This is a genomic window from Streptomyces umbrinus (assembly GCF_030817415.1).
Classification (GTDB): domain Bacteria; phylum Actinomycetota; class Actinomycetes; order Streptomycetales; family Streptomycetaceae; genus Streptomyces; species Streptomyces umbrinus_A.
This window is the reverse complement of record NZ_JAUSZI010000002.1, coordinates 5,261,923-5,288,244: the sequence shown is the minus strand read 5'-3', so window position 1 is coordinate 5,288,244 and position 26,322 is coordinate 5,261,923. Positions and strand designations below refer to the sequence as shown.

The window sequence follows — 26,322 nt, the reverse complement described above, 5'->3', positions numbered from 1 at the left end:
CTCCGTCCACTCACGCACCGCTCACGTGTGAGCGTTCATGCAATTGGTTCAGGCCGCGATTCCGTGAATCCCCAGGTCGGCGTACGACTGCGGGAACGTTTCTCGTGGGGATTGCCCTGGTATGGGGGCTGCTGCGGTCGAGGATGTGCTGTTTCCCGGGATCGATGTGCGTGTCACGGCGGTGCACGCCACAGAGGAGAGAGTCGCTGTGGAGGCGTCGTCGTGTGGGCAGCCGCCGGCCTGTCCGGACTGCGGCTGGCCGGGACGTCGCGTGCACTCCCGGTATGTGCGCCGTGTGGCCGAACGCCCCTTGGTGGGGCGGGCGTTGGTGATCCGGCTCAGTGTGCGCCGCTTCTTTTGCGAGCGGGCGTCTTGCCGTCGGCGGACGTTCGTCGAGCAGGTCCCGGATCTGAGTGAGCGGTATCGCCGTCACAGCGTTGGGCTGCGGCGATGGATGCAGGCCGTCGCTACGTTCCTGGGCGGTCGTCCCGGTGAACGCCTATGCCGGGTCCTGCAGTTACCCACGGGCCGTACCCATCTGCTGGGCCTGCTCACGGCCCCGGTAGTGCCCGAGCGTGCGCCGCGGGTGCTGGGTGTCGACGAGTTCGCCTTCCGCAAGGGCTGGCGCTACGGAACCGTCCTGGTCGACATCGAAGCGGCCCGCGTGGTCGATGTCCTGCCCGACCGGGACGCGGCCTCCTTCGCCACCTGGCTGCGCGAACATCCCGGCGCGGAGATCATCTGCCGGGACCGGGCCAGTGCCTATTCCAGTGCTGTCCGTGAAGCCGTTCCAGATGCCCAGGAGGTCGCCGATCGCTGGCATTTGCTCCACAACCTCTCCTCCGCGGTCGAGAAGACGTGCCATCAACACCGCTCCTGCCTGCGCAAACAGGCCGAAGCCGATCGCGATGCGGAGCCCCGGCGGATCATCAATCCCCTGCCACCGCCGATGCTGCCGCCCACGAAGATCGCTGTCCGCACTGTCGACCGGTACTCCGACATCCATCGCCTGCTTGGGCAGGGGCACTCCGTCTCCGAGATTGCACGGCGACTGCACCTGGACCGCAAGACCGTCCGCCGCTTCCGCGACACCGACCTCGACGAGCTGCTTGCGTCCGCACGGCACGGGCGCCCCAAAGGGGTGCTGGAGCCGTTCACCGCCTATCTGACCGAGCGCTTCACCGACGGTGTGACCAGCCCGACCGACCTGTTCCACGAGATACACGAGCGCGGCTACCAGGGCAGCGACCTGCCTGTGCGCCGCTACGTGGCCGGGCTCAGGACCGGCACTGTCGAACCTGCCCGCGGCGCTATCCCGAGCCCACGCAAGATCACCACCTGGATCATGCTGCCCCGTGGCACTGTGAAGCTCCGCGAGGAGGAACAGCTCCTCAATGTGCGGCTGACATGCCCCGACATCGCCCGGGCGTGCGACCTCGCCTGAACCTTCCACGACCTGCTCCAACAACGGCGCGGCCACCAGCTGTTGACGCGGATACGCGAAGCCGAGCGCGACGCGCCGGCGCCCATCTTGTCCTTCGCGCAGGGCCTGTGCCTCGACCTCGATGCCGTCACCGCCGGCCTCACCCTTCCATGGAGTTCGGGCATCGTCGAAGGCCATGTCAATCGCATCAAGACGATCAAGCGGGCCATGTACGGCCGAGCCTCATTCCGCCTCCTCCGCACCCGCATCCTGCCCCGATCATGAGCCCGGGATTCACGGAATCGCGGCCTGAACCAATTACGCGGCGTTCCACATCACGCAAACGGCCCCGGACGACGAGTCCGAGGCCGAATTGGGCGCCTCCCTGGGGAGGAAACCCCAGGTCAGCGGCGTAACGCGCTGTGCCCCCGGCAGGATTCGAACCTGCGACACCCGCTTTAGGAGTCTTCTTTGGGCGCGGCTGTGACCTGCGGAAACGTCGGCGTTGAGGTGCCTGAACTGGGAAAACGCCCCTCCGTAGTTCTCATGAGTTCACGGCGATTCCCGGCCTCATGTGTGCTGAATCCGTTCCGCGGGACGCGGGCTGGCGCACCCGTCCTCGAAGAGCGAATGCACGCGGATGGCGCCGCGGAGCCATCCGGCACTGCCGTGCCACAGGTGGTCAGGCCCTCATGTGGAGAACGGCCCATCGGGTGGTCCTCTCGGGGTGGAGGGATATCCCGCGTCGTGCGGAGAGGGCCGCGACGATATCGGTTCCACGACCGTTTTCCCTGTGTTCGGCAGGGTCGGGGCTGTCGTGCGACGGGCGCCGTCGAGGTGCCGGCCCCGAGTCGGTGACCTCGATGCGCACGGCGCGGCGGCCGCCGACCTCGGGCAGGGGCAACCGCAGCACTGCCGGCGGCAGTGCGTGGACGATCGCATTGGTGGTCAGCTCCGAGATCACCAGGAGGGCGTCGTCGGCTGTCGGGGCGGGCACACGCCATTGGGTGAGGACGGTGCGGGCCTGTCGGCGTACGACGGAGACGGCATCGGGGATGTGCGGCAGTGCGCAGACCAGCTCGGCCTGCGAGGGCTGGGCCATTTCTGCGTCAGACGTGTTCGTGGCGGGGATGCTCATCCTCGGCCACCTCCACTGGTACTTGCTTCTCATGTCGGAAGCGGAGGCTGGTTTCGTGCCGCTGGTGGCGGTCGGATCACTCGGCGGTGGCGAGGATTTGGGCCAGCGCCGTGACGGCCTGTTCGGCGTCGTGGCCTTCGGCACGGACGGTCACGGTGCTTCCGACGGTGGCGCCCAGGCCCATGACGGCGAGGACACCGGTCGGATTGACCGTCCGGTCGGCGTACTCCAGTTGTATGGCGCTGGTGAATGTCGCTGCGGCCCGGGCGAGTTGGCCCGCGGGGCGGGCGTGGAGGTTCGAGGGCAGGACGACGGTCATCTCGTGTTTGGGCGCGGCCGTGGTGCTCGTGGTGGGGTTAGAGCTTGTGGACATTGCGGGCCTCCTTGGCTGCGGTGCTGACGGTCTTCAGGTCGGCGCCGGATGCGGCGGTGACGACGGCTGCGACGGCTCCTTCGACGAAGGGCGCGTCGACGATCAGCACGTCGGGACGGGGATGGTCTTCCAGGACGGTGCGGGCGGTCAGCACGGCGCTGCCGAGGTCGGGCAGGACGACGACACCGGCTCCGCGGTCGACGCTGCGGATGGCGGCGAGGACGAGGTCGTAGCTGGTGCCGATCCGGCCGTCGTCGGTGCCTCCGGCGATGGCGAGGGGGACTGTGTCGGAGCCGATCTGCTCCACCAGCAGGCGAAGGCCCGAGGCGAGCTCGGCGCTGTGGGACACGAGTACGATGCCGACAGATGCGCTCATGAACAGTTACGGTAAATGTCGGAACACTGTTCAGCAATAGTGAACTGGAGAAAATTTCGATGGTGCAGGCGGTGCAGCGGGCGGTGCAGATCCTGCGGGAGCTTGCGTCCACTGGTCCCCGGCTCGGAGTGACCGAGCTGGCCGACCGTCTGGGCGTGGCCAAGCCGACCGTGCATGCGCTGCTGCGCACGCTGGAGGCCGAGGGGCTGGTCGTGCAGGACCGGGACAGTTCGAAGTACCAGCTCGGGCCTGATCTGGTGCAGCTGGGCAACGCCTACCTGGACACCCAGGAGCTGCGGACCCGCTCGCTGACCTGGGCGGACCAGCTCGCGAATCGGACGAACGAGGCGGTCTGGGTGGCCGTGCTCACCGGTGACCACGTCCTGGTGGTGCACCATGCGTTCCGGCCTGAGGGGGCTGTGCAGATCCTCGAGGTGGGCGCCAGCATCCCGTGGAGCACGTGTGCTCTGGGCAAGGCCGTCGTGGCCTTCGTTCCGGCTGACGAGCGCGAGCGGCTGCTCGCGCGTGAGCCGGCCGTACTCACCGGCGCCAGCGTCACCGACCCCGATGAGCTGGAGGGTCAGTTGAAGGAGGTCCTCAGGACGGGATATGCGATCGAGGATCAGGAGTCCGCCATCGGGGACGCAGGTATCGCCTCTCCCGTCTTCGACCGCTCCGGCGAGGTGGTCGGCGCTCTCGGCATCGTCGGCCCCGTCGAGCGGCTGCTGGACGAATCGGCACGTCAGGAGCTTGCGGTCGCCGTCCGGGAGACCGCCCGCAATCTCTCCCGCGACCTGGGCGCCCCCCGCGGGGCGGCCGCACGCAGCACGATGACCTGACCTGCCCCGCAAACCCGGTGGCGGTCGTCCGCTTCGCCCCCTCTGGTCCAGGCCCCTCGGCAGTTGCCGAGGGGCCTTCTTCGTGTCAACGGAACGCGAGGGTTGCCGAAGCTCTTGACAGGCCGGAAACGCGGCGTTAATTTCCGGAACAACGTTCATCCATAGTGAACGATCTGCAGTCGGAGACTTAAAGCTCCCCGGCTTCCCCTGAGCGGCCGCCAGGTTGCCCGACCCTGACCACCTGGCGGCCACCTCCCTTCACATCCCGCTCCACGCGGAGGAGGTGAGACGCCCAAGCCGCCGCTTGGCGCTGGGCGCCTTTCATGGAAGAAAACACTTACTCACAGAAGCTCGTGGCCGAAGTGCTGGGCACCGCGGTACTGGTGTTCATCGGCGTGGGTTCGGTCCCCGCGACGCTCATCGTCGGCGGCGATGCCCCGTTCACCATGGCGCAGCTGGGAATGATCTCGCTGGCCTTCGCCACCGCCGTCATCGCCATGGTCTACGCGATCGGCCACATATCCGGCTGCCAGATCAACCCGGCCATCACCCTGGCGCTGGCTGCGACGAAGAAGATGCCCTGGCGGGACGTCCCCGGCTACATCGCGGCCCAGGTGGCCGGGGCGGTGCTGGGAGCTCTTGCGATCGTCGGGGTGCTGGGGAAGAAGGCGGTCGACGTCGGCCTCGGCATCGCCGCCTACGGCACGGGAGTCGGCGCCGGCCAGGCGTTCTTCGCCGAAGCCGTAGGCACCTTCATCCTCGCCTTCATCGTCTTCGGTGCCATCGATCGCCGCGCGGCCGGCGGCTTCGCCGGTCTGGCCATCGGGCTCGGCGTGTTCGCGATCATCATCCCGGTGGCGCCGGCCACGGCGGCGTCGATCAACCCGGCCAGGACGCTGGGTCCGATGATCACCGGCGAGCTGTTCGACGGCACGGTCCACTGGAGCCAGCTGCCGGTCTACCTCGCCGCCGAAGTGCTCGGCGCGGTTGCCGCCGGCGTCCTCTACACCGCTCTCAACACCCGCCGCTCGGCTGCCGCCGCAGGTGCGGCCGAGAACCAGCTGGCCGAAACCGCCTCTGCCTGAGGGAGTCCTGTCATGAAGAAGTTCATCAACGCCCCTGAAACGGTGCTGGCCGAGGCGCTGTCCGGCATCGCCGCCGCCAACCCCGGCCTGAAGGTCGACGCGGGGAACAAGGTGATCGCCCGCGCCGCGGGGACCAAGCCGGGCAAGGTCGCCCTCATCTCCGGCGGCGGTTCCGGGCACGAGCCCCTGCACGGCGGCTTCGTGGGACACGGCATGCTCGACGCGGCCTGCCCCGGCGAGGTCTTCACCTCGCCCGTTCCAGGCCAGATGCTGGCCGCGGCCCAGGCCGTCGACGGCGGCGCGGGGGTGCTGTTCATCGTGAAGAACTACACCGGCGACGTCCTCAACTTCCAGATGGCCGCCGAACTGGCCGCTGAGGAAGGCATCACCGTGGAGACCGTCCTGGTCGACGACGATGTCGCTGTCCAGAACTCCACCTGGACCGCCGGGCGCCGGGGCACCGGAGCCACGGTCTTCGTCGAGAAGATCGCCGGAGCCCTCGCCGAGCAGGGCGGCAGCCTCACCGAGGTCGCCGACATCGGCAAGCGGGTCAACGCCGCGTCCCGGTCCTTCGCCGTGGCGCTGACCGCCTGCACCACCCCCGCCTCCGGCAAGCCCGGTTTCGACCTGCCCGAGGACGAGATGGAGGTCGGCGTCGGCATCCACGGCGAGCCCGGACGGAGCCGCGAGAAGCTTCGCCCCGCCAAGGAGATCGTGGCCACCGCGTTGGACGCCATCCTCGCCGACCAGCCCCTCGACGACGGTGACGAGACCATCGTCATGGTCAACGGCCTGGGCGGCACCCCTCTCATCGAGTTGTACCTGGTCTTCAACGAGATCGCCGCCGCACTCGCGGCCAAGGGCGTGGTCGTCGCCCGCAACCTGGTCGGCAACTACGTCACCAGCCTGGACATGGCGGGTGTTTCTCTCACCGTGTGCAAGGCCGATGCCGACATGCTGTCCCTGTGGGACGAGCCTGTGAACACCCCGGCCCTGCGCTGGGGCATCTGACCGAGCCGGGGGCGGGGCCACGCGCGACGCGAGGGCCGGGCCGGGTCCTTCCCGCTGTCCGCCAGCCCGGACCGCACCCCTCCCGTCTTCCCCCCGCCCCCGGCTCACCTCACCGTCAACCAGCCCCGTACCGACCATGAACGGAGACTCCGTGGACACCGACCTCGCCCGCACGTGGGTGCAGGCCATCGCAGCCGCCGTGGACAAGCACAAGGATCACCTCACCCAGCTCGACTCGGCCATCGGCGACGCCGACCACGGCACCAACATGCACCGCGGCTTCTCCGCCGCCGTAACGGCCCTGGCCGACTACGAGCCGGACACCGTCGGGGCCGTACTGGTCAAGACCGGCACCACCCTCATCTCCACCGTCGGCGGCGCCTCCGGACCGCTCTACGGCGGTGCCTTCCGCGCCATCGGCAAAGCCCTGGACACCCCCACCGCCGACACACAGCAGGTCGCCGCCGCGCTGGCCGCCGGCCTCGCGAGCATCCAGAAGCTCGGTGCGGCCGCACCCGGTGACAAGACCATGATCGACGCCTTCGCCCCCGCACTGGCCGCGTTCCAGCAACAGGCCGACGCAGGAGCTGACTTGGCCGCCGCGGCCGTGGCCGCCGCCGACGCCGCCGAAGAGGGCATGCGCGCCACCACCCCGCTGCAGGCCCGCAAGGGCCGCGCCTCCTACCTCGGCGCCCGCAGCATCGGCCATCAGGACCCGGGCGCCACCTCCACCGCCCTGGCCTTCCGCGCCCTCGCCGAGACGGTGGGGGACCGATGACCGACCGCCGCACCCACACCGGGCACGCCGCCGCACCCGGCATAGCCCTCGGCGTCGTACACCGCACCGACCGACTACCCACGAAAACGGCGCTGCCTCAGCGGGCCGGCGGCGACCCCACGCAGCAGATCACCGACGCCTTCGACGCCGTCGCCACCCGCCTGCTCGACCTGTCCACCTCGCTGCGCGAACAGGGCAAGGACGAACAGGCCGACATCATGGAGGTCAACAGCTACATCGCCCAGGACCAGGACCTGCGCGACCAGGCCGTCAAGCGGGCGAACGACGGCCGGCCGGTGCCCGTTGCCATTCGGCAGGCCATCGACACCTACGCCGGAGCCATCGCCGCCCTGGACGATCCCACCCTCGCCGAACGCGCCGCGGACGTACGGCAGGTCGGCCGCCGCGTCCTGGCCCACCTCCACGGCGACACGGGCCCGGCCCCGGACCAGCCCCTCGTCCTGGTCGCCCACGAGATCGGTGCAGCCGACCTGCTGGAACCGGGCCAGACGGTGACAGCGGCCATCTCCGTGACCGGCGGCCCGAATTCCCACGCGGCGATCGTCGCCCGCTCGATGGGCATCCCCTTCCTCCTGGGCGTCGACCCCCAGCTGCTCGAACTGCCGGACGGGCACGAGATCCTGCTCGACGCCGATCAGGCCAGCGCGGTCGCCCACCCCGACGACGAGGAACGCACCAGGGCCCTGCGAGCGATGGAGGCCGCACGAGCCCGCAGGCTCGCCCTCGCCGAAGAGCGTCACCTGCCCGCCGAGACACTCGACCGGCACCGCATCGTTCTGCGGGCCAACGTGGCCACCCCGGCCGAGGCCCGCGCGGCCCTGACCACGGGCGCCGAAGGTGTCGGCCTGCTCCGCACCGAGTTGCCCTTCCTCAACCATCCCGCCTGGCCCACCCGCGAACAGCACGCGGCCACTCTCCTCCCCGTCCTGCGCGCTCTCACCGGGCAGGTCGTCACGGCGCGCACGCTCGACTTCGCCGACGACAAACTGCCGCCGTTCCTCGCCGCAGGCCACGAGGGCCAACGGCTCGGGCGTGGCCTGCCCCTCATGCTGGCCCAACCGGACGCCTTCGCCGACCAGTTCCGCAGCCTGCTCAGCGCGGGAGCCGACACCGACCTGCGCATGATGATCCCGATGGTCGCGAGCGTCGACGAACTGCGCGCCTGCCGACGCCTTCTTGAGGCGGCAGCCGGCGAAGTCGGCGTACCGGTGCCACCCCTGGGCATCATGGTGGAACTCCCCGAGGCCGTCGCCGTGGCAGACGGCCTCGCCCGGGAAGCCTCCTTCTTCTCCATCGGCAGCAACGACCTGACCTGCCAGATCCTGGGCCTGGACCGGCGCGACCCCACCGCCACCCCGGCCATGGCGGCACACCCCGCGGTACTCGACGCCATTGCCCGTGTCGTCACCGCCGCTCACCGCCGCGATCGTCAGGTCTCCGTCTGCGGCGACGCCGCCGCACACCCCCTGGTGACCCCCCTCCTCATCGGCCTCGGATGCGACAGTCTCTCGGTCGGCCCCGCCGCCCTCGACGAGGTCCGCGCCCGCATCCGCCGGCTCCGTCATGACACGTGTGTCTCCCTGGCCGCCGTCGCCCTGACCCGTGAAACCCCCGAAGAGGTCTGGCGACTCGTCGAGCAGTGCGGCCGGCCCTCGCTGCCGTGAGAAGAAGGGTCCGGAAGCATGAAGAAGCTCATCAACTCGCCCGATCGCGTGCTCGACGACGCTCTCGTTGGTGTGGCCGCCGCGCACCCGTCGCTGACGGTCAACACCTTCGACCGCTACATCGCCCGCGCGGGCGGGCCGACCCCCGGGAAGGTCGGCCTGGTCTCAGGCGGCGGATCCGGGCACGAACCCCTGCACGGCGGCTTCGTCGGATTAGGGATGCTCGACGCGGCCTGTCCCGGTGAGGTGTTCACCTCTCCCGTGCCCGACCAGATCCTCGCCGCCACGCGGGCCGTGGACGTCGGGACGGGGGTCCTGCACATCGTGAAGAACTACACCGGCGACGTACTGAACTTCCAGCTGGCCGCCGAGCTGGCCGCCGACGACGGCGTGCGGGTGGAGGGCGTCGTGGTCAACGACGACGTCGCCGTGGAGAACAGCACGTGGACGGCGGGCCGACGGGGCACCGGGGCGACGGTGTTCGTGGAGAAGATCGCCGGTGCGGCCGCCGAACTCGGCGCGGACCTGGGCACGACCGCGGCTTTGGGCCGGGAGGTCAACGACCGGTCCCGTTCCTTCGGGGTGGCGCTCACGCCGTGCACGGTGCCCGCGTCGGGCAAACCCGGGTTCGAGCTGGGCGAGGACGAGGTCGAGCTGGGCGTGGGCATCCACGGCGAGCCAGGTCGCGCCCGCGGCAGGCTCACCTCCGCCAGGGAGCTCGTCGCTGTCGCATTGGACGCCATCCACACCGACATGCCGCTCTCGGGCGAAGTTCTCGTGATGGTCAACGGTCTGGGCGGTACCCCGCTGATCGAGCTGTACGTGGTGTATGCCGCGGTTGCCGAGTGGCTAGCCGGCCATGGCGTGGGGATCACCCGCAACCTGGTCGGCAACTACGTCACCAGCCTGGAGATGGCCGGTTGCACGATCACCGTGTGCCGGCTGACGCCACAGCTCACCCATCTGTGGGATGCCCCGGTCGTGACCCCCGCGCTGCGCTGGGGACGCTGAGCGGCCGAGGCCATCGATGCCGGATCGTGCGAGACCGTACAAGATCGTACGAGGGAGAGGGACGACGATGGACGCAAGCATGTTCCGGGCCTGGATCCACGAGGCCGCCCGATCGGTGACCGAGAACGCCGATCGTCTGACCCGCCTCGACTCCGCTGTCGGCGACGCCGATCACGGCATCAACATGCGCCGTGGCCTGCAGGCGGCGGCGGCGATGCTGGAAGAGACCAATCCGTCCACGCCCGGTGCGGTGCTCGCCATCGTCGGCCGGGCATTGATCAGCAAGACCGGCGGGGCCTCAGGACCGCTGTACGGCACCGGCTTCCGGCAGGCCGCGCGGACCCTGGGCCAGGAACCGGACGTCTCCACAGCACAACTCGGGGCCGCGTTGGCAGCCGCGCTCACCGGCATCCAACGGATCGGCGCGGCGCTGGAGGGAGACAAGACCATGATCGACGCCCTCAGCCCGGCCGTGACCGCCTACCAGGCCGTCATCGACACTGGCGGCGACCTGGCCAAGGCCACCCGCGCGGCGTCCGACGCCGCCGAGTGGGGCCTGAAGCAGACCGCCGGCATGCAGGCCCGCAAGGGCCGCGCGAGCTATCTCGGTGCCCGCACCATCGGCCACGAAGACCCCGGCGCGGCGTCGACCGTGCTCATCCTGTCCGCCCTCGCCCACGTCAGCTCTGCGGGCGAGCGGTGTGCGGGCGGTTATCAGTAATCCCTGCTCGTTCGGTTGGCCCACGGCGACGAGAGCGGCCTCGCAGCCGGCCCAGACACCGCTGACCTCGAAGTCGACGCCAGGCCCCACCCCGCCGGGCGCAGACTACGGACGGCCGAGACCCGGTACTGAGCGGATCGCCACCGCGGCCGCCGCCGAGGAAGTGGTCGAGGCCTCGAACAGCTCCGAGGCCGACGCGTAGTTCGCGTCCGCAGTCACCTGCCAGAGGACGCACGAGGCCATTGCCTCATTCATCGACATTCATCGACGTCACGACAAGCGCACTCGCGCGATGAGCGGAGCGTCCGCATGCGTGGACGCACCCCTGAATCGCGCACGTTCAAGGGCGGGGAGAAAGTGCGAGGGCAAGTGGTGCAAGGACAACGGGGCAGCAACCAGGGGCGGTTCGCCCCGGGCAACTGGAGCGTGCGGACCCAGCTGCTGGCCGTGGTGGTCATCCCGATCGTCACCGCGCTCGTACTGGGCGGTCTGCGGGTCGGATCCGCCGTGCAGAACGCACGGGACATCGACAATGCCCGCAGGCTCGTCCGTGTCGTCGACAAGGGCACGGAGCTGTTGCAGGAGATCGAGGACGAACGCGATCTCACCGCCCTCTACGCCGCCGCAGGCCCTAGGGGTAACACGAGCCGAATCGACACGCAGCGCTCGAAGACAGACGCGGCGCTGGCCCGGGTCCGTGGCGAAGCCGCTCATGTCCACCGCAAGACGAACTCCGCCCTGGCCACCCAGCTGGCGGTGCTGGACGCCTACGGCCGGAAGGTGGCGTCACTGCGCCACACGGTGGTCCATGCGACGATGCGATGGCCGGCCGTGGTCAGCGCGTACACGGCCTTGATCACCGAACTCACCGACGCCCTTGACCTTCTCGCGCCGGACATCGCCGGCCATGCCCTTGTCATGAGGGCCGGTGCACTTAAGACCTTCACCCAGGCCACGGAGAAAGCGTCTCAGCAACGCGCACTCCTCGGCGGCGTACTGGCCGAGGGACAGTTCGATGCGAACGAGGTCCAGAGCCTGACCCTCGCTGGCCGGCAGCAACAGGCATTGACCGACCAGTTCCTGTCCAGTGCGTCGGCCGACCAGCGTCAGTTCTACGAACGCACGGTCACCGGAAGGGACGTCGACAAGGCCGACACGCTCCAGAAGCAGGCACTCGCCCTGCGGAGCACCAGCCGCCCCGGCCTCGACGCCGACGTTTGGTTCGACACCATGACGAGCAAGCTGGACCTGATGCGACGGGTCGAGCAGCGGCTCATCGGATCGGTCGAGGACGAGAGCTCGCGGGAGCAGCGCCAGGCCGAGCGCTCACTGTTCATAAACTCACTCATCGAGCTGTTGATCCTCCTGCTCGTGATCGCTGTGACGCACGTCCTCGTGCAGTCGATCGTCGGCCCACTGCACACTCTGCGTGCCTCCGCCCTCGATATCGTGCACCACCGCCTGCCCGAGGTGGTCCGGTTGCTGCGGGAGTCCAGCGGCACGCAACTGAAGCCCATCGAGGTCGAGCCCACGGCCATCGACTCCACCGACGAGATCGGCGGTGTCGCCCGTGCATTCGACGACGTCCATCTCGACTCCGTACGGCTGGCACTCGAGCAGGCGCAACTGCGAGGCCGCATCAACACGATGTTCGTCAATCTCTCGCAGCGCAGCCAGAGCCTCATGGAACGACAACTGGAGCTGATCGACCGTCTGGAGAACGGCGAACAGGACCCAGACCTGCTCGCCAGCCTCTTCAAGGTCGACCACCTGGCCACCCGCATGCGCCGCAACGGAGAGAACCTCCTCGTCCTCGCGGGCGAGAAGGCGGGCCGCCGCTGGAGCGCCCCGGTCCGGCTCGTGGATGTCCTCCGAGCATCCATCAGTGAGATCGAGCAGTACCAGCGAGTGCAACTGCGCGGACTGGTCACCGCGGACGTCGACGGCCGGGCGGTGAACGACATCGTTCACCTCATCGCGGAGCTGCTGGAGAACGCGACCACGTTCTCATCGCCGGACACCGAGGTGATCGTCACGTGCCAGCTGCTGTCCGGCGGCGGCGCGAAGGTCGAAATCCAGGACAACGGCATCGGCATGTCCACCGAGAACCTTGCGGAGGCCAACGAGAGGCTCCTGAACCCCCCGGTCGTCGACGTCGCGGTGGCGCGGCGCATGGGTATGTTCGTCGTCGGCCGGCTCTCCGGTCGCCACGACATCCGCGTCCAGCTCCGCAGCTCATCGCCCCACGGCGTCACAGCAGTGGTCACGCTGCCCCAGAACCTGGTCCGGGAACACGAAGATCACATGGATCCTCCCGGACTGTCGGCCACGTACAACACGGGAGGATGCCTCACCGGCTGGCGCAACTACGACACGACCGAGCAAATCGACGAGAGCGCTCTGGCCAGACGTGCGCACCGGACACGCCGTCACGGCGCCCGCTCGAGCGGCACCATGCCCTGAACACGTCGGCCCCGATGCGGCGGCGGCTCGTAGCGCGGGGACTGGCATCCCGTCCGCTCACGCAAACGGCCTCGGACGGGGAGCCCGAGGCCGGTCAGAGCGCCACCCAGGGGGAGAAACCCCAGGTCAGAGCGCCAATGCGTTGTGCCCCCGGCAGGATTCGAACCTGCGACACCCGCTTTAGGAGAGCGGTGCTCTATCCCCTGAGCTACGAAGGCGGGGGCTTGTGGAAAACCTTGGAGAAAATCCAGGAAGTGAATCTTCGGCGAGGAGCGCAAGCCCGCTGGTCAGACATGGTGCGACGCTCTCCGCAGTGTCACCTGAGCAGACAACGCGACGTACCAACGTCCGACCAGGGACAGCGTAGCGGATGCGCGCCAGCGAGGGTTATCTGTATAGGGGCAGGTGAGCGGGACGGCAAGCCGGAGAGCCTCTGACCTGCCGCTTCTGCGGCTTGCAGCGAATGATTGGTGGACGTTGAGGGGACAAGGACCGAGGGCGGTTGAACCGTTCTGTTCCCTGCGTCAGCTTGTGGGAGCACTTGGCGCTGTCCCTCTGGGGCCTGGCATGACCAGCCGCCCCTTGTTTGGGGTGGTAGGGGTCCCTTGTGATGTCCGTTCGCACTGTGACGTGCCTGGGACAGTGCTCGATCGAAGGAGCGGGCTCCGTAGTGATCCGCGCCTCGGTGGCCGGGGCGCCACCCTCCCCGCCGACACGTTCCCCTTTGCCCTTCGCCCTGGCTGCCACCCGATCCCGGAGCCGCTTCGTCTGCCCCTGGCTACGACGCCGCGACCGGGAGGCGCTGGCCGGTTACCTGTACCGCAGCGAGCTGTGGCCGATCATCGAGCACCCACGCAGCTACGACACTGTCCATACCCGAAGGCAGCGGAGGCGGTCGCCTCTCCCCGCCGGGTTACACGGCCCTGTCGTTCACGCTGGTCGTTCAGGCTGCCGGGACTTGAACAAAGCGCCCCGTTACGTGCAGGTCGGCCTCTATGCGAGCGGCCGTGGCGCGCAGTTCCGGCAGGATGTTCTTGACGCACTCCGCAGCTGAGCGGCGGCTGCTGTGCATGTTGACGTTGATCGCCGCGACGAGGCAGCCGTTGCGGTCACGTACCGGAACGGCGATCGAGCGAAGGCCTGCTTCGAGTTCTTCGTCGACCAGGGCGTAGCCCTCCTCGCGCACCCGGTCGAGGATCACCGTCAGGTCGGTGGGCCGGGTGACTGTGCGGGGGGTCAGTGCTCCCATCCGCGCTTTGGACAGCCGAGCGGAACGCTCGGCTGCCGGGAGATCGGCCAGCAGGACCCGGCCCGTGGAGGTCGCGTAGGCGGGCACGCGTGCGCCCACGGCGATGTCGACGTCCATGATGCGGCCCGCGGCGACCGAGACCGCGCACTGCACGTCGCTGCCGGTGAGCACGGACAGGGACGTCGAGTCCTGCAGTTGTCGGGTGAGTTCGGCGAGGTGGGGGTGCGCGATACGGGTGAGCGTCGTCTTGGACAGCGGTGGGAAACCCAGGGCGAGAACCCGTGGAGTGAGCCGGAATGCCCGGCCCTGCCCCCTGACATGGCCGAGATGCTCCAGGGTTATCAGGGCGCGGCGAGCCGTCGCGCGAGGCAGGCCAGTGCGTTGGGCGACCTCGGAGAGTGTCAGTTCCGCGCGGCCCTCACCGAATGCGGTGACGACGGTCAGGCCTCGGGCCAGGGATGCGATGAACTCCCCGCCCAGTTCTTGTTTGGAGGCGCTCGTCCATGTGGCAAGGCCCGAGGGGGCGCTCGGTGGTTCGGGAGGCGGGGCGTCGGCCAGTTCCCGCTCCATGGCGGCCGCCGTGGTGCGGAGTCTGGGCAGAAGGCACTCGCGCAACGAATCCGCACTGTGCCTGCTGGTGTGGCTCACGACACTTGCTACACAGGCGGTCCGGCCGTTCGGGGCGCGAACTGGAACGGATGCCGCGACGAGACCCGGCTCGATCAGCTGGTCGTCCAGTGCCCAGCCCTGCGCCCGCGCCTCTTCCACTCTGTGTTCGAAATCCTTGGCGGCGACGCTGAGCGTTCGAGGGGGGATCGCCGGGAAGCCGAGGGCCTCGGGGTCGGTGATCTGACGTTCTCGCCACCGTGCCCAGTCCTGCGCGCTCCATTCGGTTGCCAGCAGCGGGCCGGGGGCGGTGCGTTCGGCGGGCAGCAGGTCGCCGATGCGGAAGCTCAGTGACAGAACGCGGCGGCGGATCGCCTGATGGATGAAGCGGATGCCGTCACCGTCCGGCACCGCGAGGGACACCGACTCGTCGAGTTCGTCGGCGAGGCCCTCGGCGTGCACGCTCAGCAGGTCGGGAAGGCGCAGAGCGGCCAGGTAGGCGTTGCCCAACTCCATCAGGCGGGGGGCAAGGACGGCGTTGCTGCCGTCCAGGCGCACGTACCCCATGCGCGCGAGTGTTCCGGTGACCCGGTCGATGGTGGAGCGGGCCAGCCCGGTGACCCGTCCCAGGTCGCTGAGGCCGACCGTCCCTCCGAGGTCGGTGAGCCCGTGCAGCACGGCGATACCGCGCATGAGGGGGGTCACTGCCTCCTCCGGCGGCGCGAGCGCCGAAACCGGGTCGGCGGACGGCACTGTGTGGGTCGATGTCATGGGCTCTCCGCGGCGGCTGTCTCGTCACTTGGGTGAATGATGCCTGGCGGGTGCGGGGTTCCGGCACGCCGTTGCGGCAACGGCGAGACCCGGAACGTTGCGGGAGCTGCGACCGCGCCGAGGGGACAGCGGTCACGAGGGCCCCGGCCGGGCCGCGGGGAGCCGCCGGGCGGGAGGAAGTTCCCAGCGGGCGGCTCCCTGACCCGGTGCCTTCCGTGTGCTCGGTGGTGAGCGTGGCCTCGGAGGTGATGGTGCGGGGCTCCGGCCTCCATGCCGGGCGGTGTGCTAGGACTCCGTGTGCTGCAGGACGAGGCCGTGACTGCTGTCGTCCGGCGGCGCCTCCGTATCGCCGTTGTGGTGTTTGGCCCGCTGGATCTGCTCGTAGACGTGTGCGCGCAGTTCGGCGAAGCGAGGGCTGGAGCGGGTGTGCAACTGGTCGCGCTCGTCGGGGAGGTCGATGGTGAGGTCCTCCTGCACGACGGTCGGGGACTTGGACAGGATGAGGGTGCGCTGGCCGAGGTAGACCGCCTCGTCGATGTCGTGGGTGACGAACAGGACGGTGACGCCGAGCTCGCGCCACAACTTCCGGATGAGGTCCTCCAGTTCGGCGCGGGTCTGCGCGTCGACCGCCGCGAAGGGCTCGTCCATGAGCAGCACCTTCGGCTCGTACGCGACGGCGCGGGCGATGGCGACGCGCTGCTGCATGCCTCCCGAGAGCTGCCAGGGGTATGCCTCGTGGGCGTCGGAGAGGCCGACCACCTCCAGGGCGTGGTCCACCAACTCCCGCTCGCGCGCCTTGCCGAGCTTCTTGCGGCGCAGCGGCAGGGCGACGTTGTCGCGCACGTTCATCCAGGCGAACAGCGAGCGGCCGTACTCCTGGAAGACGACCGCCATGCCGGGCGGCGGTCCGGCGACCGGACGGCCGTCGAGGCTTACCTCGCCGGTGGTGGGGGTGAGCAGCCCGGCCATGCATTTGAGCAGGGTGGTCTTGCCGCATCCCGACGGGCCCACCATGCAGACCAGTTCGCCGGCACCGATATGGAAAGTCAGGTTCCGCAGTGCTTCGACGTTGCGGTTTCGTCCGGTGTAGATCTTTTGCAGGTTGCGTACGTCAAGCATCGACGTCTCCTTGTCAGGGGTTGCGCTGGGCGCGGCGCAGGCCGTGGTACCAGGCCAGGAACCGGCTCTCCGCGAACCGGAAGAGCAGCGACATGGCGAATCCGAGCAGGCCGAGCAGCAGTACGCCGCTCCACATCTCGGGGATGGCGAAGGAGCGCTGGAACTGCACGATGGTGAAGCCCAGGCCGTTGCTGGCGGCGAACATCTCGCTGATGACCATGAGGATGATCCCTATCGACAGCGCCTGCCGCGCGCCCGTGACGATCTGCGGGCTGGCCGAGCGCAGCACCAGATGCCACAGCCGGGAAGGGCCGGTGATGCCGTAGGACCGGCAGGTGTCGCTCAGCACCTCGTCGACCGCGCGGACGCCCTCGACCGTGTTGAGCAGGATCGGCCACATGCAGCCGCTGACGATGACGAGCACCTTCATGGTGTCGCCGATGCCCGCGAACAGCATGATCACCGGGACGAGCACGGGCGGCGGAATGGCCCGGAAGAGTTCCAGGACCGGCTCCAGGACCTCCCGTACGACACGGCTCACACCGACCAGCAGGCCCAGCCCGACGCCGATGACGACGGCGAGGAGGTAACCCGCGGTGAGCCGGAGCAGGCTGGGCAGGACGTCGGACACCAGCCGCTCGCCCGTCCAGACCTCTCCGAACTTCTGCAGGATGGTGGACAGCGGCGGGAGGTAGAAATCGGTGCTGTCGGCGGTGGCGAACCACCACACGGCGAACAGGACCGCGGGCAGACCCGCGATCAGCAAGGCCCGGCGGGCCACGGCGAGGACCGTCGTGTGAGTCATCGGGCTATCCCTCCCTGCGCAGAGACTGGTGCCAGTGCAGCGCCCGCCGCTCGACCGCCCGCGCCACCAGGTTGACGGCGACGCCGAGCAGGCCGGTGACCAGCACCAGCGCGTAGACCCGCGGCACGGCACCGGAGGTCTGCGCGACGGCGATCTCGTGGCCCAGACCGGGCGAGCCGATGACGAGTTCCGCGGTGATCGCGAGGACCAGGGCCACGGTGGAGGCCAGCCGGACACCCGTCATGACGTACGGCAGTGCGGTGGGCCACAGGACGTACCGCACCCGCCCCCACCTGCCCAGTTGATAGCTGCGGGCGGTGTCGTCCGCAACCGGGTCGACGTCCTGCGTGCCGGCCAGCACCTGGACGAGCACCTGCCAGAACGAGGCATACACCACGAGGAGCAGCGTCGAGCGCAGTTCGGTGCCGTAGAGCAGTACCGCCACCGGGATCAGCGCCACGGACGGGATCGGCCGCAGGAACTCGATGGTGGAGGCGGTGACCGCCCGCAGCACGGGAACGGAGCCGATGACGATTCCGGCCGCCACCCCCGCCACGACGGCGATGGCGAGGCCCAGACTCCAGCCGGTGAGGGTGTCACCGAGTGCGGTCCAGAACGTGTCCTCGGCCAGCAGGTGCCACAGGGCCCTGGCCATCTCCGAAGCGGGCGGGAGGTAGTCGGCGGAGACCAGTCCGGTGTGCGGCAGCACTTCCAGGACCACTACCAGGCCGGCCAGTCCGGCCAGCCCGCGCAGCGGAGCGGTGGCGCCGCCCAGGCCGCGCGGGGCGCGGGCACCGCCGGGACCGGTGTCGGTCCCGGCGGGCGTCGTCTTCACAGAGGCGATTCCCGACGGTGTCATGAGAACAGCGCGTCCAGGTCCGGCTTCTTGTCGCCGAGGATGCCGTCCTCCTCGCCGAGCGCGGCCAGCTTCTCCAGGGAGGCCATGTCGACCGCTGCCGGCCAGCTGGGCAGCGTCAGCTTCTTGAGCACAGCACCGTCGATCTTGGTGTAGGTGGTGAGGATCTGGCGTGCCTCGTCAGGATGCTCGGAGGCGTACTTCAGCGACTCGGTCATCGCTTCGGTGAACTTCTTCACCAGGTCCGGGTTTTCCTTCGTCAGCTTCGTGGCGGCGAAGTAGGTCGCGGCGGTGAGCTTCGGGTCGGTCTCGGCGAACGGAGAGGCCACCACACGGGCGCCCTGGCCCTTGGCGATGGTCAGCGCGGGCTCGCCCATCCAGGCGGCGTCCACCTGCCCGCCGTCGAGTGCGGCGGGCATCTGGTCGAAGGGCATCTCCAGGAACTTGACCTTGGAGGGGTCGCCGCCGGCCTTGCGGACCGACTCACGGACCGTGGTGTCCCCGATGTTCTGCAGGGTGTTCACCGCCACCGTCTTGCCCGCGAGGTCCTTGGCCGACTTGATCGGGCTGTCCTTCTTGACGGCGACGCCGGTGACATCGGCTCCGATCTTGCCGTTGGTGGCCACCCCGTTGACCACGGACTTGATCGGCACACCCTTCGTCTGGGCGATCATCAGTGAAGTGACGTTGCTGAAGCCGAACTGGAACTGACCGCTCACGACGCCGGGGACGATCGCGGCGCCGCCCTGGGCGAGTTCCATCTTCAGATCGATTCCGCGCTCGGCGAAGAATCCCTTCTTCTGCCCCAGATACAGCGGTGCCACATCGACGATCGGGATGATCCCCACTGTGACCTGCGTGGTCTTGCTCCCACCCGAGGCCGGCGAATCGCCGCTCCCGGACGAGGAAGACCCACATCCGGCAGCGGCCGCGACCGTCACCACCGCCGCAACAAGCCCAAGAATGCGCCTTCGCATAGGGGCCCCTTCTGACGAGACATGTGCGTCACGCGCACAAATTTTCATATGCCGAACAAGCAGCCGGAGGTTACGACTCTGTCCGTGGCGGGGTCAATAGGTGGCGCGCGGCCAGTTCCCGAAGCCGCGATCCCGTCCCTCCTGCCCGACCGGGACCAGCGACCGTCCGCACCGGACGACCTGCCGGCGTGACGAATCGTCAAGGCACGGCCTGCACTCGGGCCGGTCTCGGCGACGATCCCGCCCGGCTCGGACGATCTCGACCGAGGGGCAGGAGCCCTGAAAATCTCTGCTCACAGCCGACTCCTCAAGCGACCGCTGCAGGCAGCCCGCCCGTACACGGATCAAGTCGGGTGACCGAACGGAATGCGGGGTCGGCCCCATTGACACTGGCCCATCGCCACCCGAGACTCATGGCCACCTCACAGTGAAACACGCTTCACCAGGCGAACAGCCGCCTGCTGTTCTGAGGCCCCGCATCTCCAAGGACGAAGGTGAACTCCTCCCCCACGTCCTGCGCCCCACACACCCCCCACTCGCCTCCACACAGCCCCGCACCCGCATCGAAGAGGAGTCAGCACCATGCTTCTGCGCACACGGCTGCACGAACGACAATCGCGCTCGGGGCGCGTTCCGCGGGCGCTGGCGGCGGCCGCCGCGGCTGTGGCTTTGTGCACGGCCGCCGGGGTCGCCGCCCCCGCACGAGCGCATACGAATGTGGCGATCACCAAGGACCTCGCCTACGCCCCCGCCCAGCCACCCGGCACCCAGGGCCATCTACTGGACCTGTACGTTCCCAGGTCGCAGCGGCCGATCCCGCTGGTGATCTTCTCCAGCGGCTCGGGCTGGCTGGCCGACAGTGGCCGCACGGGAGCCGACGAGGTCGCCCGGCAGCTCAACCCGCGCGGTTTCGCGGTCGCGGGCGTGGCAATCCGCTCCAGCTCACAGGCGCAGTTCCCAGCCCAGCTGCACGACATCAAGGGCGCCATCCGATGGCTGCGCGCGAACGCGAAGACCTACAACCTCGACCCGAACCGCTTCGCCATCATGGGTGATTCCTCCGGCGGCTGGACCACGGCGATGGCCGCCGTCACCGGGAACATCCCGGCACTCGAAGGCAACGTCGGCGTACGCGGCCCCTCCAGCGCGGTCCAGGCAGCCGTGCCGTTCTACCCGCCGACGGACTTCCTGCAGATGGACGCCCACATGCCGGACGACTGCAAGGTGTTCAACTCGGTGTTCGGGCTGACGGACTGCCACTCCGACCCGCGCTCACCCGAGTCGCTGATGCTCGGGTGCACCATCACGGACTGCCCCGGCAAGGTCGCCGCCGCGAACCCTCTCACCTACATCGGCGACCGGCGCACCCCGCCCTTCCTGATCTTCCACGGCGAACAGGACCCCTTCGTGCCGTACCACCAGGGCCGCTCGCTCTACGACAAGCTGGCCTCCGCGGGTGACGAGGCGCGCCTGATCTCCTTCCCGCGAGCCGGACACGGCCCATTGCAGGACATGCTCACCGACGACGAAACCCGTCAGGGTGCCTACGCGGAGTCCGCACACCACGGGCACGCCACGCCTCCCCATCCCGTGACCCCGACGTGGAAGACAGTCACCTCCTTCCTCGAACAGCGGCTCCGCCCCATCACCCACTGAACAACCGCCCGCTCCGGCCCCGGGTCCACCGCTGTTCGGCGGCCATTCGACGGACTTCCCCGGCCGCCGCGCAGCCTGGCTCGTCCGAGCGGTGCTCACGCCGCGGGCGAGGAGGCGGACTGAGGTTCCCCCGGGATGCGGAGGAAGTTGACAGCAGGTCAGATGGGACTCATGAGAGGACCTGTGACCATGGCTGCACCCCGGAAATACTCGCTTGAGTTGCGTGAGCGTGCGGTACGTATGTATCGCACCGCTGAGCCGAAGCCCCAGATCAAGAAGCTGGCCGTCGACCTCGGCGTGCACCCGGAGGCCCTGCGTGGCTGGATCCGCCAGGCCGAGGCGGACGCCGGCGAGCGCGACGACCGTCTCACCAGCGACGAACGCGCCGAACTCACGGCGACCTGGGCCGCGGTCGGCGGCTCGATCAGGTCCATGCACATCTGCCGCAGCAGCTCGGCGCGTACCTGTTCCTCGCGGCGTTCGTCGTGCCAGATCACGTCCACCAGCTGCGAGATGAGCTTGACCTGGTCGGTCAGGCTGCACTCGTGCCACCCGGTCAGATCCCGTAGTTCGCTGCGGTGCCGCTTCGCGGCGCGGGAGGTGAAGTCGTAGAACCCCAGCTCGGACGCGGCGACGCCCACCTGTTTGGCGACGTGCTCGACCGCGTCGGGCGGCAGTTCCAGGCGCATCTTGGGGAACCGGCCGCGCCAGGTCAAAACTTGAGCTGAACGGCGAAGCCCAGCCTCGTGGCCCCGGTCTTGTTCTGTAACCAGCCCGCCTCGTCGCCGGACAGGGTGAAGTGGTCCACCACCCCGTCCAGACCCAGATCCCGCCCCACTCGACAGCCCCTTCCGCACGCCCCCGTGATCAGCATGGGCTGGACGGTAGGGGCGCCGCTGTACAGCGCACGCGGATATCCGCGAAATAGTCCGGCCGGGCAGGCGGACCTGCTAGAAGTACCGGCTTCCGCCCACGTCGGGTCCAGGCGAGCGCATCAAGGAACGCTGCGCTAGTCGGTGCGGGTCAGCCGAGGGTCTTGTGGGGGCCGACGATGGCCTGGGCGTAGGCGCCTTCGAGGACCGCGCTGGCCTCTTCGGAGGTGGTGCCGTCGGCCGCGTTGAAGGTGGACTGCCAGGTAAGAAAGGAGCCGCCGGTGTCGGCGACGGTCTGGACCTGGAGGGTCGAGCGGTAGCCGCTGACTGGCAGCGGTGCGTCGACGATCTCGTAGGTCAGGGTCCGTCGGGCGTCGTCCAGGGCCACGAGGCGTTCCCGGTAGGTGTTGCCGTCCGTGCCGGTCAGGACGCGGATCGCGCCGGGCGTGAACTCGCTCTCGCCTTCGACGAGAGCACTGTCCTGGATGGCCGGGTGCCAGTCGGGCAGCCCGTTGAACCGTCGTACGACGGCCCATATGTCCTCTGCGGAGCTGGTGAAGGCCGAGCTCCAGTACGCCTGTGCCATGGCCGGTGGTCCTCTCGTTTCGGGGTGGCGGGCGACCGTGTGAGTGGCCGCCCGCCGTCTTCTCTGCTTGTCGTGCGGGAGTGGGGAGTTACCGTGTCACCAGTTCTGGCGGGCCGGGGAGATGATCAGGTCGTTGACGTTGACGTCGGCGGGCTGGTCGAGGGCGTAGACGACGGCGTCGGCCACGCTCTCGGGGGTGATCGCGACCTTGTTGAGTTCCTGGGCGGCCTGGCGTCCGATCGGGTCGGTGACCTTGTCGGCCCAGCCGGTGTCGATGACGCCGGGGCTGATCGTGGACGCCTTGATGCCTTCGCGGACGCTGAGCTCCCTGCGCATGGAATCGGTCATGGCCTGGACGAAGAACTTGGTGGAGCTGTAGACCCCGGCGCCGTCGCCGACCTGGTGACCGGCCACCGAGTCCATGTTCAGGATGTGACCGGACTTCTGGCGCAGCATCACCGGAAGAACGGCGTGGACGCCGTTGAGGTACCCGCGGATGTTCACGTCGATCATCCGGTTCCAGTCGTCTATCGCCCCGTCCTTCCAGAAGGAGAACAGCATCAGGCCCGCGTTGTTGACCAGGACGTCGATCCGCCCGAACCGCTCGACCGCAAAGTCGGCCAGCGCCTGGACGTCCTGCGCGTCGGCGACGTCGGTGAGCCTGGCGACGGCGGTGCCGCCGGCCTTCTCGATGTCGGCGACCAGCTGGTCGAGGGCTTCCTGGCCGCGGGCTGCGGCGACGATTTTGGCGCCGCGGGCGGCGAGTGCCTTGGCGCTGACGGCGCCGATGCCGGAGGAGGCGCCGGTGATGACGACGACCTTGCCTTCAAGGTGGTTCATGGGGATCTCCGTGTGAGGTGTCCGGCACGTCTTCCCTGGTAAGGACAGTGCGGCCGGTGGTGATGAAAGCGGCAGGGCGTCAGCGCTTGCGGCGCTTGACGACGTAGGCGTACTGGTCCGGCCAGTTCGGCTCGGCGCCCAGCGCGAGGGCGGCGTGCTGTGCCCAGTACGGGTTGCGTAGGAGTTCGCGGCCGAGGAAGACGGCGTCGGCCTGGCCGGAGGCGATGACGTCCTCGGCCTGCTGCGGCTCGGTGATGATGCCGACGGCGGCGGTAGGGATGCCGGCCTGGTCGCGGGCCTGGGCGGCGAAGGGGACCTGGTAGTTCGGACCGGCGACGATCTTCGCGTCGCGGACCATGCCGCCGGTGGACACGTCGAGCAGGTCCACGCCGTGGGCCTGGAGCTCCTTGGCGAGGCGGACGGTGTCCTCGGAGGTCCACCCCTCGCGCGTGTCCTCCGGGTTCTCGGTGAGCCAGTCGGTCGCGGAGGTGCGGAAGAAGACCGGCAGGTCGGCGGGCCACACGGCGCGGACGGCGTCGACGACTTCGAGGGCGAAGCGGATGCGGTTGGCGAAGCTGCCGCCGTAGGCGTCGGTGCGGTGGTTGGAGACCGGAGAGAGAAAGGAGTTGATCAGGTAGCCGTGGGCGCCGTGGACCTCGGCGACCTCGAAGCCGGCGGCCAGGGCGCGCTGGGCGGAGTCGGCGAAGTCGCGGACGAGCTGCTGGATCTCGGCGACGGTCAGCTCGTGGGGGACGGTCAGGCCGTCGTACGCGATCGGGCTCGGGGCGACGGGCTGCCAGCCGCCCTCGCTCTCGGGCAGGGCCCGGTCGGACAGCCAGGGCTTGTCGACGGACGCCTTGCGGCCGGCGTGCGCGAGCTGGATGGCCGGGACAGAGCCGTGGGCCTTGATGGCCTGGGTGATCCGCGCGAACGCCTCCTGCTGGTGGTCGTTCCACAGGCCCAGGTCCCACTGGCTGATCCGCCCGTCCGGGCGGACACCGGTGGCCTCGGCCATCACCAGGCCCGCGCCGCCGGCCGCGCGGGAGGCCAGGTGGGCGAGGTGGAAGTCTGTCGGCACACCGGTCTCCGGCCCGGTGGGGGCAGCGGAGTACATGCACATCGGGGACATCCAGACCCGGTTGGGTATCTGGAGGGATCGCAGCTTGAGGGGGGTGAACAGGGCACTCACGGCTGAGTCTTCTTTCATGGTGGTGTGCTGGTTGTCCCGGTCGGGCCGGGCCTCCGCCTTCGGTGGCTGACCTGGCCCTTCCTGGTGTCCGGAACGCGTTCAGGCGCCGGCGAGCGCGTCCAGGGCGTCCACGATCGGGGTGGGACCGCCGATGACCTCGACGGTCCGGCCGTCCAGCCGGGGGTCTTCGAGGAGGGCGAGCAGGACGGCGGCGACGTCGGCGCGGGGAATCGGGCCGGTGCCGATGCGGTCACCGAGGTCGACCCGTCCGATCCCCGGATTGTTGTTCAACAGGCCGGGGCGGACGATCGTCGCCCGGGGATTGCTCCGGGCGCGGATGGCGTCCTCGGCGGCGGCCTTGGCCCGCATGTAGATGCCGAACTCCTGCTCGAAGTCCGCCGGGTCGGCCCGCAGGTGGTCGCCCATGGCGGAGACGAGCAGGTAGCGGCCGACTCCGGCAGCCTCGGCGGCGTCCGCGAGGAGGACCGCCGCGTCGCGGTCGACGGTCTCCTTTCGGGCCGATCCGCTGCCCGCCCCGGCGCCGGCGGCGAAGACGACAGCGTTCGCCCCGGCCAGATGCTCGGTGAGCTCGCTCACCGTGGCCTTTTCCAGGTCGAGCACGATGGTCTCGGCGCCGGCCTCGGCAAGGTCATCGGCGTAGGCCGGGTTCCGTACGAGCCCTGCCACCGAGTGGCCGCGCTCGGTCAGGAGCTTCTCCAGGATGAGGGCGATCTTGCCGTGCCCTCCGGCGATCACGACCTTCATGATCAGGCCGGCAGGCGGGTGTCGAGGATGAAGTTGACCTCGATGAGCTGGCCCGGGAAGAACAGCGACGCGACGCCGATGGTGGAGCTGGTGGGGCGGTGATCACCGAAGTAGGCCAGGTTCGCCGCGGCCATCGCCATGTTGTACCGCGGCAGGTCCACGATGAACTGGGTCTCGGAGACGACCTGGTTGCGGGTGGCGCCGTAGTGGGCGAGCACCTTCTCGAAGTTGGCGTAGGACTGCTTCAGCTGGGCGTCGAAGTCGCCCGGGTAGAGGAAGTTGCCCTGCTCGTCGTGCGAGAGCTGCCCGGAGACGTAGATCGTGTCGCCGACCTTGATGGCCTGGGCGAACCCGAACTCCTTCTCGCCGGAGACGTCGTGGCTGTAGGAATCGATGGCGGTCATGGTGCTTCTCCTTGCTGATGGTGCTGTGGTTGAGGTGCGGGTGTGAGCTCAGGCGGCCGCGAGGCGGGTGACGGCGTCCGCGACGGGGGTGTCACCGGAGGTGAGCTCGACGATCACGCGGCTGAGGGCCGGCGCGTGCAGGGCGGCGTCGAGGAACGCGGCGACGTCGTCGCGGTGCACGTCGCCGTACTCGACGGCGGGACCGGCGGTGACCCGGCCGGTGCCGGGGGTGTCCAGAAGGGTTCCGGGACGGACGATCAGCCAGTCCAGATCGGAGCGCGTCAGATAGACGTCGGCGGTCTTCTTGACCTTGATGTAGTGCTCGAAGCCCTCACTACGTGTCCCGTCGCGCAGCGCGTCGGGGAACACCGAGACGAGGACGAACCGCGCCACCCCGGCCAGCGCGGCCGCGTCGGCGGCCTTTTGAAGGCCACGGCCGTCGATGAGGGTCGTCTTGTCCTGACCGGTGCCGTGTGCGCCGGCCGAGAAGACCACGGCGTCATGGCCGCGCATCTTGCCGGCCAGATCCTCGACCGAGTCGGCGATGAGATCACCGACCACCGGAGTCCCGCCGACCGCCCGCACCGTCTCGCCCTGAGCGGGCCCGCGGTGCATGCCGGTCACAAAGTCACCGCGTGCGGTGAGGAGTTGAGTAAGGCGGCGGCCGACTCCTCCGGCGGCGCCGATCTGGAACACCTTCATGAGCTCGTCCCGTCTTTCGCGT

Annotated in this window: 27 protein-coding genes, 1 tRNA gene and 2 pseudogenes; 12 read left to right on the top strand and 18 right to left on the bottom strand. The window is 69.1% G+C overall.

The genetic code is table 11. From position 1 onward, the window contains the following. The first annotated feature begins 121 nt into the window (after positions 1-121). Both QF035_RS22915 and QF035_RS22910 read left to right on the top strand, forming a co-directional pair. A complete protein-coding gene (locus tag QF035_RS22915) occupies positions 122-1,444 on the top strand; it encodes an ISL3 family transposase (protein ID WP_307522388.1) in 1,323 nt (440 codons plus the stop codon). Between the two features lie 12 nt (positions 1,445-1,456). After that, positions 1,457-1,708, top strand: a complete 252-nt coding sequence (locus QF035_RS22910) for a transposase (RefSeq protein WP_444968452.1) — start codon at positions 1,457-1,459, stop codon at positions 1,706-1,708. Positions 1,709-2,105: 397 nt separating this feature from the next. Here QF035_RS22910 and QF035_RS22905 read toward each other — a convergent pair whose 3' ends face one another. From QF035_RS22905 to dhaM, 3 genes are all read right to left on the bottom strand, one after another. Beyond that, complete coding sequence (locus QF035_RS22905; protein ID WP_307522386.1) at positions 2,106-2,561, bottom strand: ATP-binding protein; 456 nt, start codon at positions 2,559-2,561, stop codon at positions 2,106-2,108. 76 nt (positions 2,562-2,637) lie between these two features. Further along, positions 2,638-2,934: an HPr family phosphocarrier protein gene (locus QF035_RS22900; protein WP_307522385.1), complete on the bottom strand. Its 297-nt coding sequence runs from the start codon at positions 2,932-2,934 to the stop codon at positions 2,638-2,640. Beyond that, positions 2,918-3,310, bottom strand: coding sequence for a dihydroxyacetone kinase phosphoryl donor subunit DhaM (gene dhaM / locus QF035_RS22895; RefSeq protein ID WP_307522384.1), 393 nt, complete (start codon positions 3,308-3,310; stop codon positions 2,918-2,920). The genes QF035_RS22900 and dhaM overlap by 17 nt, the downstream gene beginning before the upstream one ends. Before the next feature lie 59 nt (positions 3,311-3,369). Here dhaM and QF035_RS22890 point away from each other — a divergent pair, with 59 nt between their 5' ends. The 7 genes from QF035_RS22890 (at position 3,370) to dhaL (QF035_RS22860) (ending at position 10,440) form a co-directional block, all read left to right on the top strand. Continuing rightward, positions 3,370-4,149: an IclR family transcriptional regulator gene (locus tag QF035_RS22890; protein WP_307522383.1), complete on the top strand. Its 780-nt coding sequence runs from the start codon at positions 3,370-3,372 to the stop codon at positions 4,147-4,149. A 323-nt stretch (positions 4,150-4,472) separates the two neighbouring features. After that, on the top strand, positions 4,473-5,234 hold the full coding sequence (locus QF035_RS22885) for an MIP/aquaporin family protein (RefSeq protein ID WP_307522382.1): 762 nt from the start codon (positions 4,473-4,475) through the stop codon (positions 5,232-5,234). Positions 5,235-5,246: 12 nt separating this feature from the next. Beyond that, positions 5,247-6,245, top strand: coding sequence for a dihydroxyacetone kinase subunit DhaK (gene dhaK, locus QF035_RS22880; RefSeq protein ID WP_307522381.1), 999 nt, complete (start codon positions 5,247-5,249; stop codon positions 6,243-6,245). A 136-nt stretch (positions 6,246-6,381) separates the two neighbouring features. Beyond that, positions 6,382-7,023, top strand: a complete 642-nt coding sequence (gene dhaL, locus QF035_RS22875; protein WP_307522379.1) for a dihydroxyacetone kinase subunit DhaL — start codon at positions 6,382-6,384, stop codon at positions 7,021-7,023. After that, the gene (locus QF035_RS22870) at positions 7,020-8,708 is read left to right on the top strand and encodes a phosphoenolpyruvate--protein phosphotransferase (RefSeq protein ID WP_307522378.1); all 1,689 of its coding nucleotides are present in this window, start codon (positions 7,020-7,022) and stop codon (positions 8,706-8,708) included. The genes dhaL (QF035_RS22875) and QF035_RS22870 overlap by 4 nt, the downstream gene beginning before the upstream one ends. A gap of 18 nt (positions 8,709-8,726) precedes the next feature. Then, positions 8,727-9,719 carry a dihydroxyacetone kinase subunit DhaK gene (dhaK, locus tag QF035_RS22865; RefSeq protein WP_307522377.1) on the top strand — a complete coding sequence of 331 codons (993 nt, stop codon included), beginning with the start codon at positions 8,727-8,729 and terminating at the stop codon, positions 9,717-9,719. A 67-nt stretch (positions 9,720-9,786) separates the two neighbouring features. Next, on the top strand, positions 9,787-10,440 hold the full coding sequence (dhaL, locus tag QF035_RS22860; RefSeq protein WP_307522376.1) for a dihydroxyacetone kinase subunit DhaL: 654 nt from the start codon (positions 9,787-9,789) through the stop codon (positions 10,438-10,440). A 105-nt stretch (positions 10,441-10,545) separates the two neighbouring features. On the opposite strand, the gene QF035_RS22855 is transcribed toward dhaL (QF035_RS22860), so the two are convergent. Further along, on the bottom strand, positions 10,546-10,695 hold the full coding sequence (locus QF035_RS22855) for a hypothetical protein (protein ID WP_307522375.1): 150 nt from the start codon (positions 10,693-10,695) through the stop codon (positions 10,546-10,548). A 114-nt stretch (positions 10,696-10,809) separates the two neighbouring features. On the opposite strand from QF035_RS22855, the gene QF035_RS22850 reads away from it, so the two are divergent. Then, the gene (locus QF035_RS22850; protein WP_307522374.1) at positions 10,810-12,903 is read left to right on the top strand and encodes a sensor histidine kinase; all 2,094 of its coding nucleotides are present in this window, start codon (positions 10,810-10,812) and stop codon (positions 12,901-12,903) included. 145 nt (positions 12,904-13,048) lie between these two features. Here the strand turns inward: QF035_RS22850 and QF035_RS22845 are convergent. From QF035_RS22845 to QF035_RS22820, 6 genes are all read right to left on the bottom strand, one after another. After that, positions 13,049-13,121, bottom strand: a tRNA-Arg gene (locus QF035_RS22845). 725 nt (positions 13,122-13,846) lie between these two features. After that, complete coding sequence (locus tag QF035_RS22840) at positions 13,847-15,529, bottom strand: IclR family transcriptional regulator domain-containing protein (protein WP_307522372.1); 1,683 nt, start codon at positions 15,527-15,529, stop codon at positions 13,847-13,849. Between the two features lie 285 nt (positions 15,530-15,814). Then, positions 15,815-16,648, bottom strand: coding sequence for an ABC transporter ATP-binding protein (locus QF035_RS22835; RefSeq protein WP_307522371.1), 834 nt, complete (start codon positions 16,646-16,648; stop codon positions 15,815-15,817). A 13-nt stretch (positions 16,649-16,661) separates the two neighbouring features. Beyond that, positions 16,662-17,453, bottom strand: coding sequence for an ABC transporter permease (locus QF035_RS22830; RefSeq protein WP_307522368.1), 792 nt, complete (start codon positions 17,451-17,453; stop codon positions 16,662-16,664). A gap of 4 nt (positions 17,454-17,457) precedes the next feature. Beyond that, positions 17,458-18,228 (bottom strand): ABC transporter permease, encoded by a 771-nt coding sequence (locus QF035_RS22825; RefSeq protein ID WP_307531346.1) that lies wholly within the window; start codon positions 18,226-18,228, stop codon positions 17,458-17,460. An 80-nt stretch (positions 18,229-18,308) separates the two neighbouring features. Continuing rightward, positions 18,309-19,286: an ABC transporter substrate-binding protein gene (locus QF035_RS22820; protein ID WP_307522367.1), complete on the bottom strand. Its 978-nt coding sequence runs from the start codon at positions 19,284-19,286 to the stop codon at positions 18,309-18,311. A gap of 582 nt (positions 19,287-19,868) precedes the next feature. Between QF035_RS22820 and QF035_RS22815 the strand changes: the two genes are divergently transcribed. Then, positions 19,869-20,942 (top strand): alpha/beta hydrolase, encoded by a 1,074-nt coding sequence (locus QF035_RS22815; RefSeq protein WP_307522366.1) that lies wholly within the window; start codon positions 19,869-19,871, stop codon positions 20,940-20,942. Positions 20,943-21,077: 135 nt separating this feature from the next. Then, a pseudogene (locus QF035_RS55825) lies at positions 21,078-21,260 on the top strand (transposase); the annotation flags it as partial. Positions 21,261-21,469: 209 nt separating this feature from the next. Here the strand turns inward: QF035_RS55825 and QF035_RS55820 are convergent. The 8 genes and pseudogenes from QF035_RS55820 to QF035_RS22775 all read right to left on the bottom strand — a co-directional run. Beyond that, positions 21,470-21,631, bottom strand: a pseudogene (locus QF035_RS55820) (DUF4158 domain-containing protein); the annotation flags it as partial. Between the two features lie 23 nt (positions 21,632-21,654). Continuing rightward, positions 21,655-21,816, bottom strand: coding sequence for a hypothetical protein (locus tag QF035_RS22805; protein WP_307522363.1), 162 nt, complete (start codon positions 21,814-21,816; stop codon positions 21,655-21,657). Positions 21,817-21,965: 149 nt separating this feature from the next. Then, on the bottom strand, positions 21,966-22,400 hold the full coding sequence (locus QF035_RS22800) for an SRPBCC family protein (RefSeq protein ID WP_307522362.1): 435 nt from the start codon (positions 22,398-22,400) through the stop codon (positions 21,966-21,968). A 96-nt stretch (positions 22,401-22,496) separates the two neighbouring features. Further along, positions 22,497-23,240 carry an SDR family oxidoreductase gene (locus QF035_RS22795; protein ID WP_307522361.1) on the bottom strand — a complete coding sequence of 248 codons (744 nt, stop codon included), beginning with the start codon at positions 23,238-23,240 and terminating at the stop codon, positions 22,497-22,499. Positions 23,241-23,319: 79 nt separating this feature from the next. Further along, positions 23,320-24,429, bottom strand: coding sequence for an NADH:flavin oxidoreductase/NADH oxidase (locus tag QF035_RS22790; RefSeq protein WP_307522360.1), 1,110 nt, complete (start codon positions 24,427-24,429; stop codon positions 23,320-23,322). A gap of 99 nt (positions 24,430-24,528) precedes the next feature. After that, on the bottom strand, positions 24,529-25,194 hold the full coding sequence (locus tag QF035_RS22785; RefSeq protein ID WP_307522359.1) for an NAD(P)H-binding protein: 666 nt from the start codon (positions 25,192-25,194) through the stop codon (positions 24,529-24,531). A gap of 2 nt (positions 25,195-25,196) precedes the next feature. Then, entirely contained in the window at positions 25,197-25,598 is a 402-nt protein-coding gene (locus QF035_RS22780) for a RidA family protein (RefSeq protein ID WP_307522357.1), read from the bottom strand. 48 nt (positions 25,599-25,646) lie between these two features. Further along, entirely contained in the window at positions 25,647-26,300 is a 654-nt protein-coding gene (locus tag QF035_RS22775) for an NAD(P)H-binding protein (protein WP_307522355.1), read from the bottom strand. Positions 26,301-26,322: the final 22 nt, after the last annotated feature.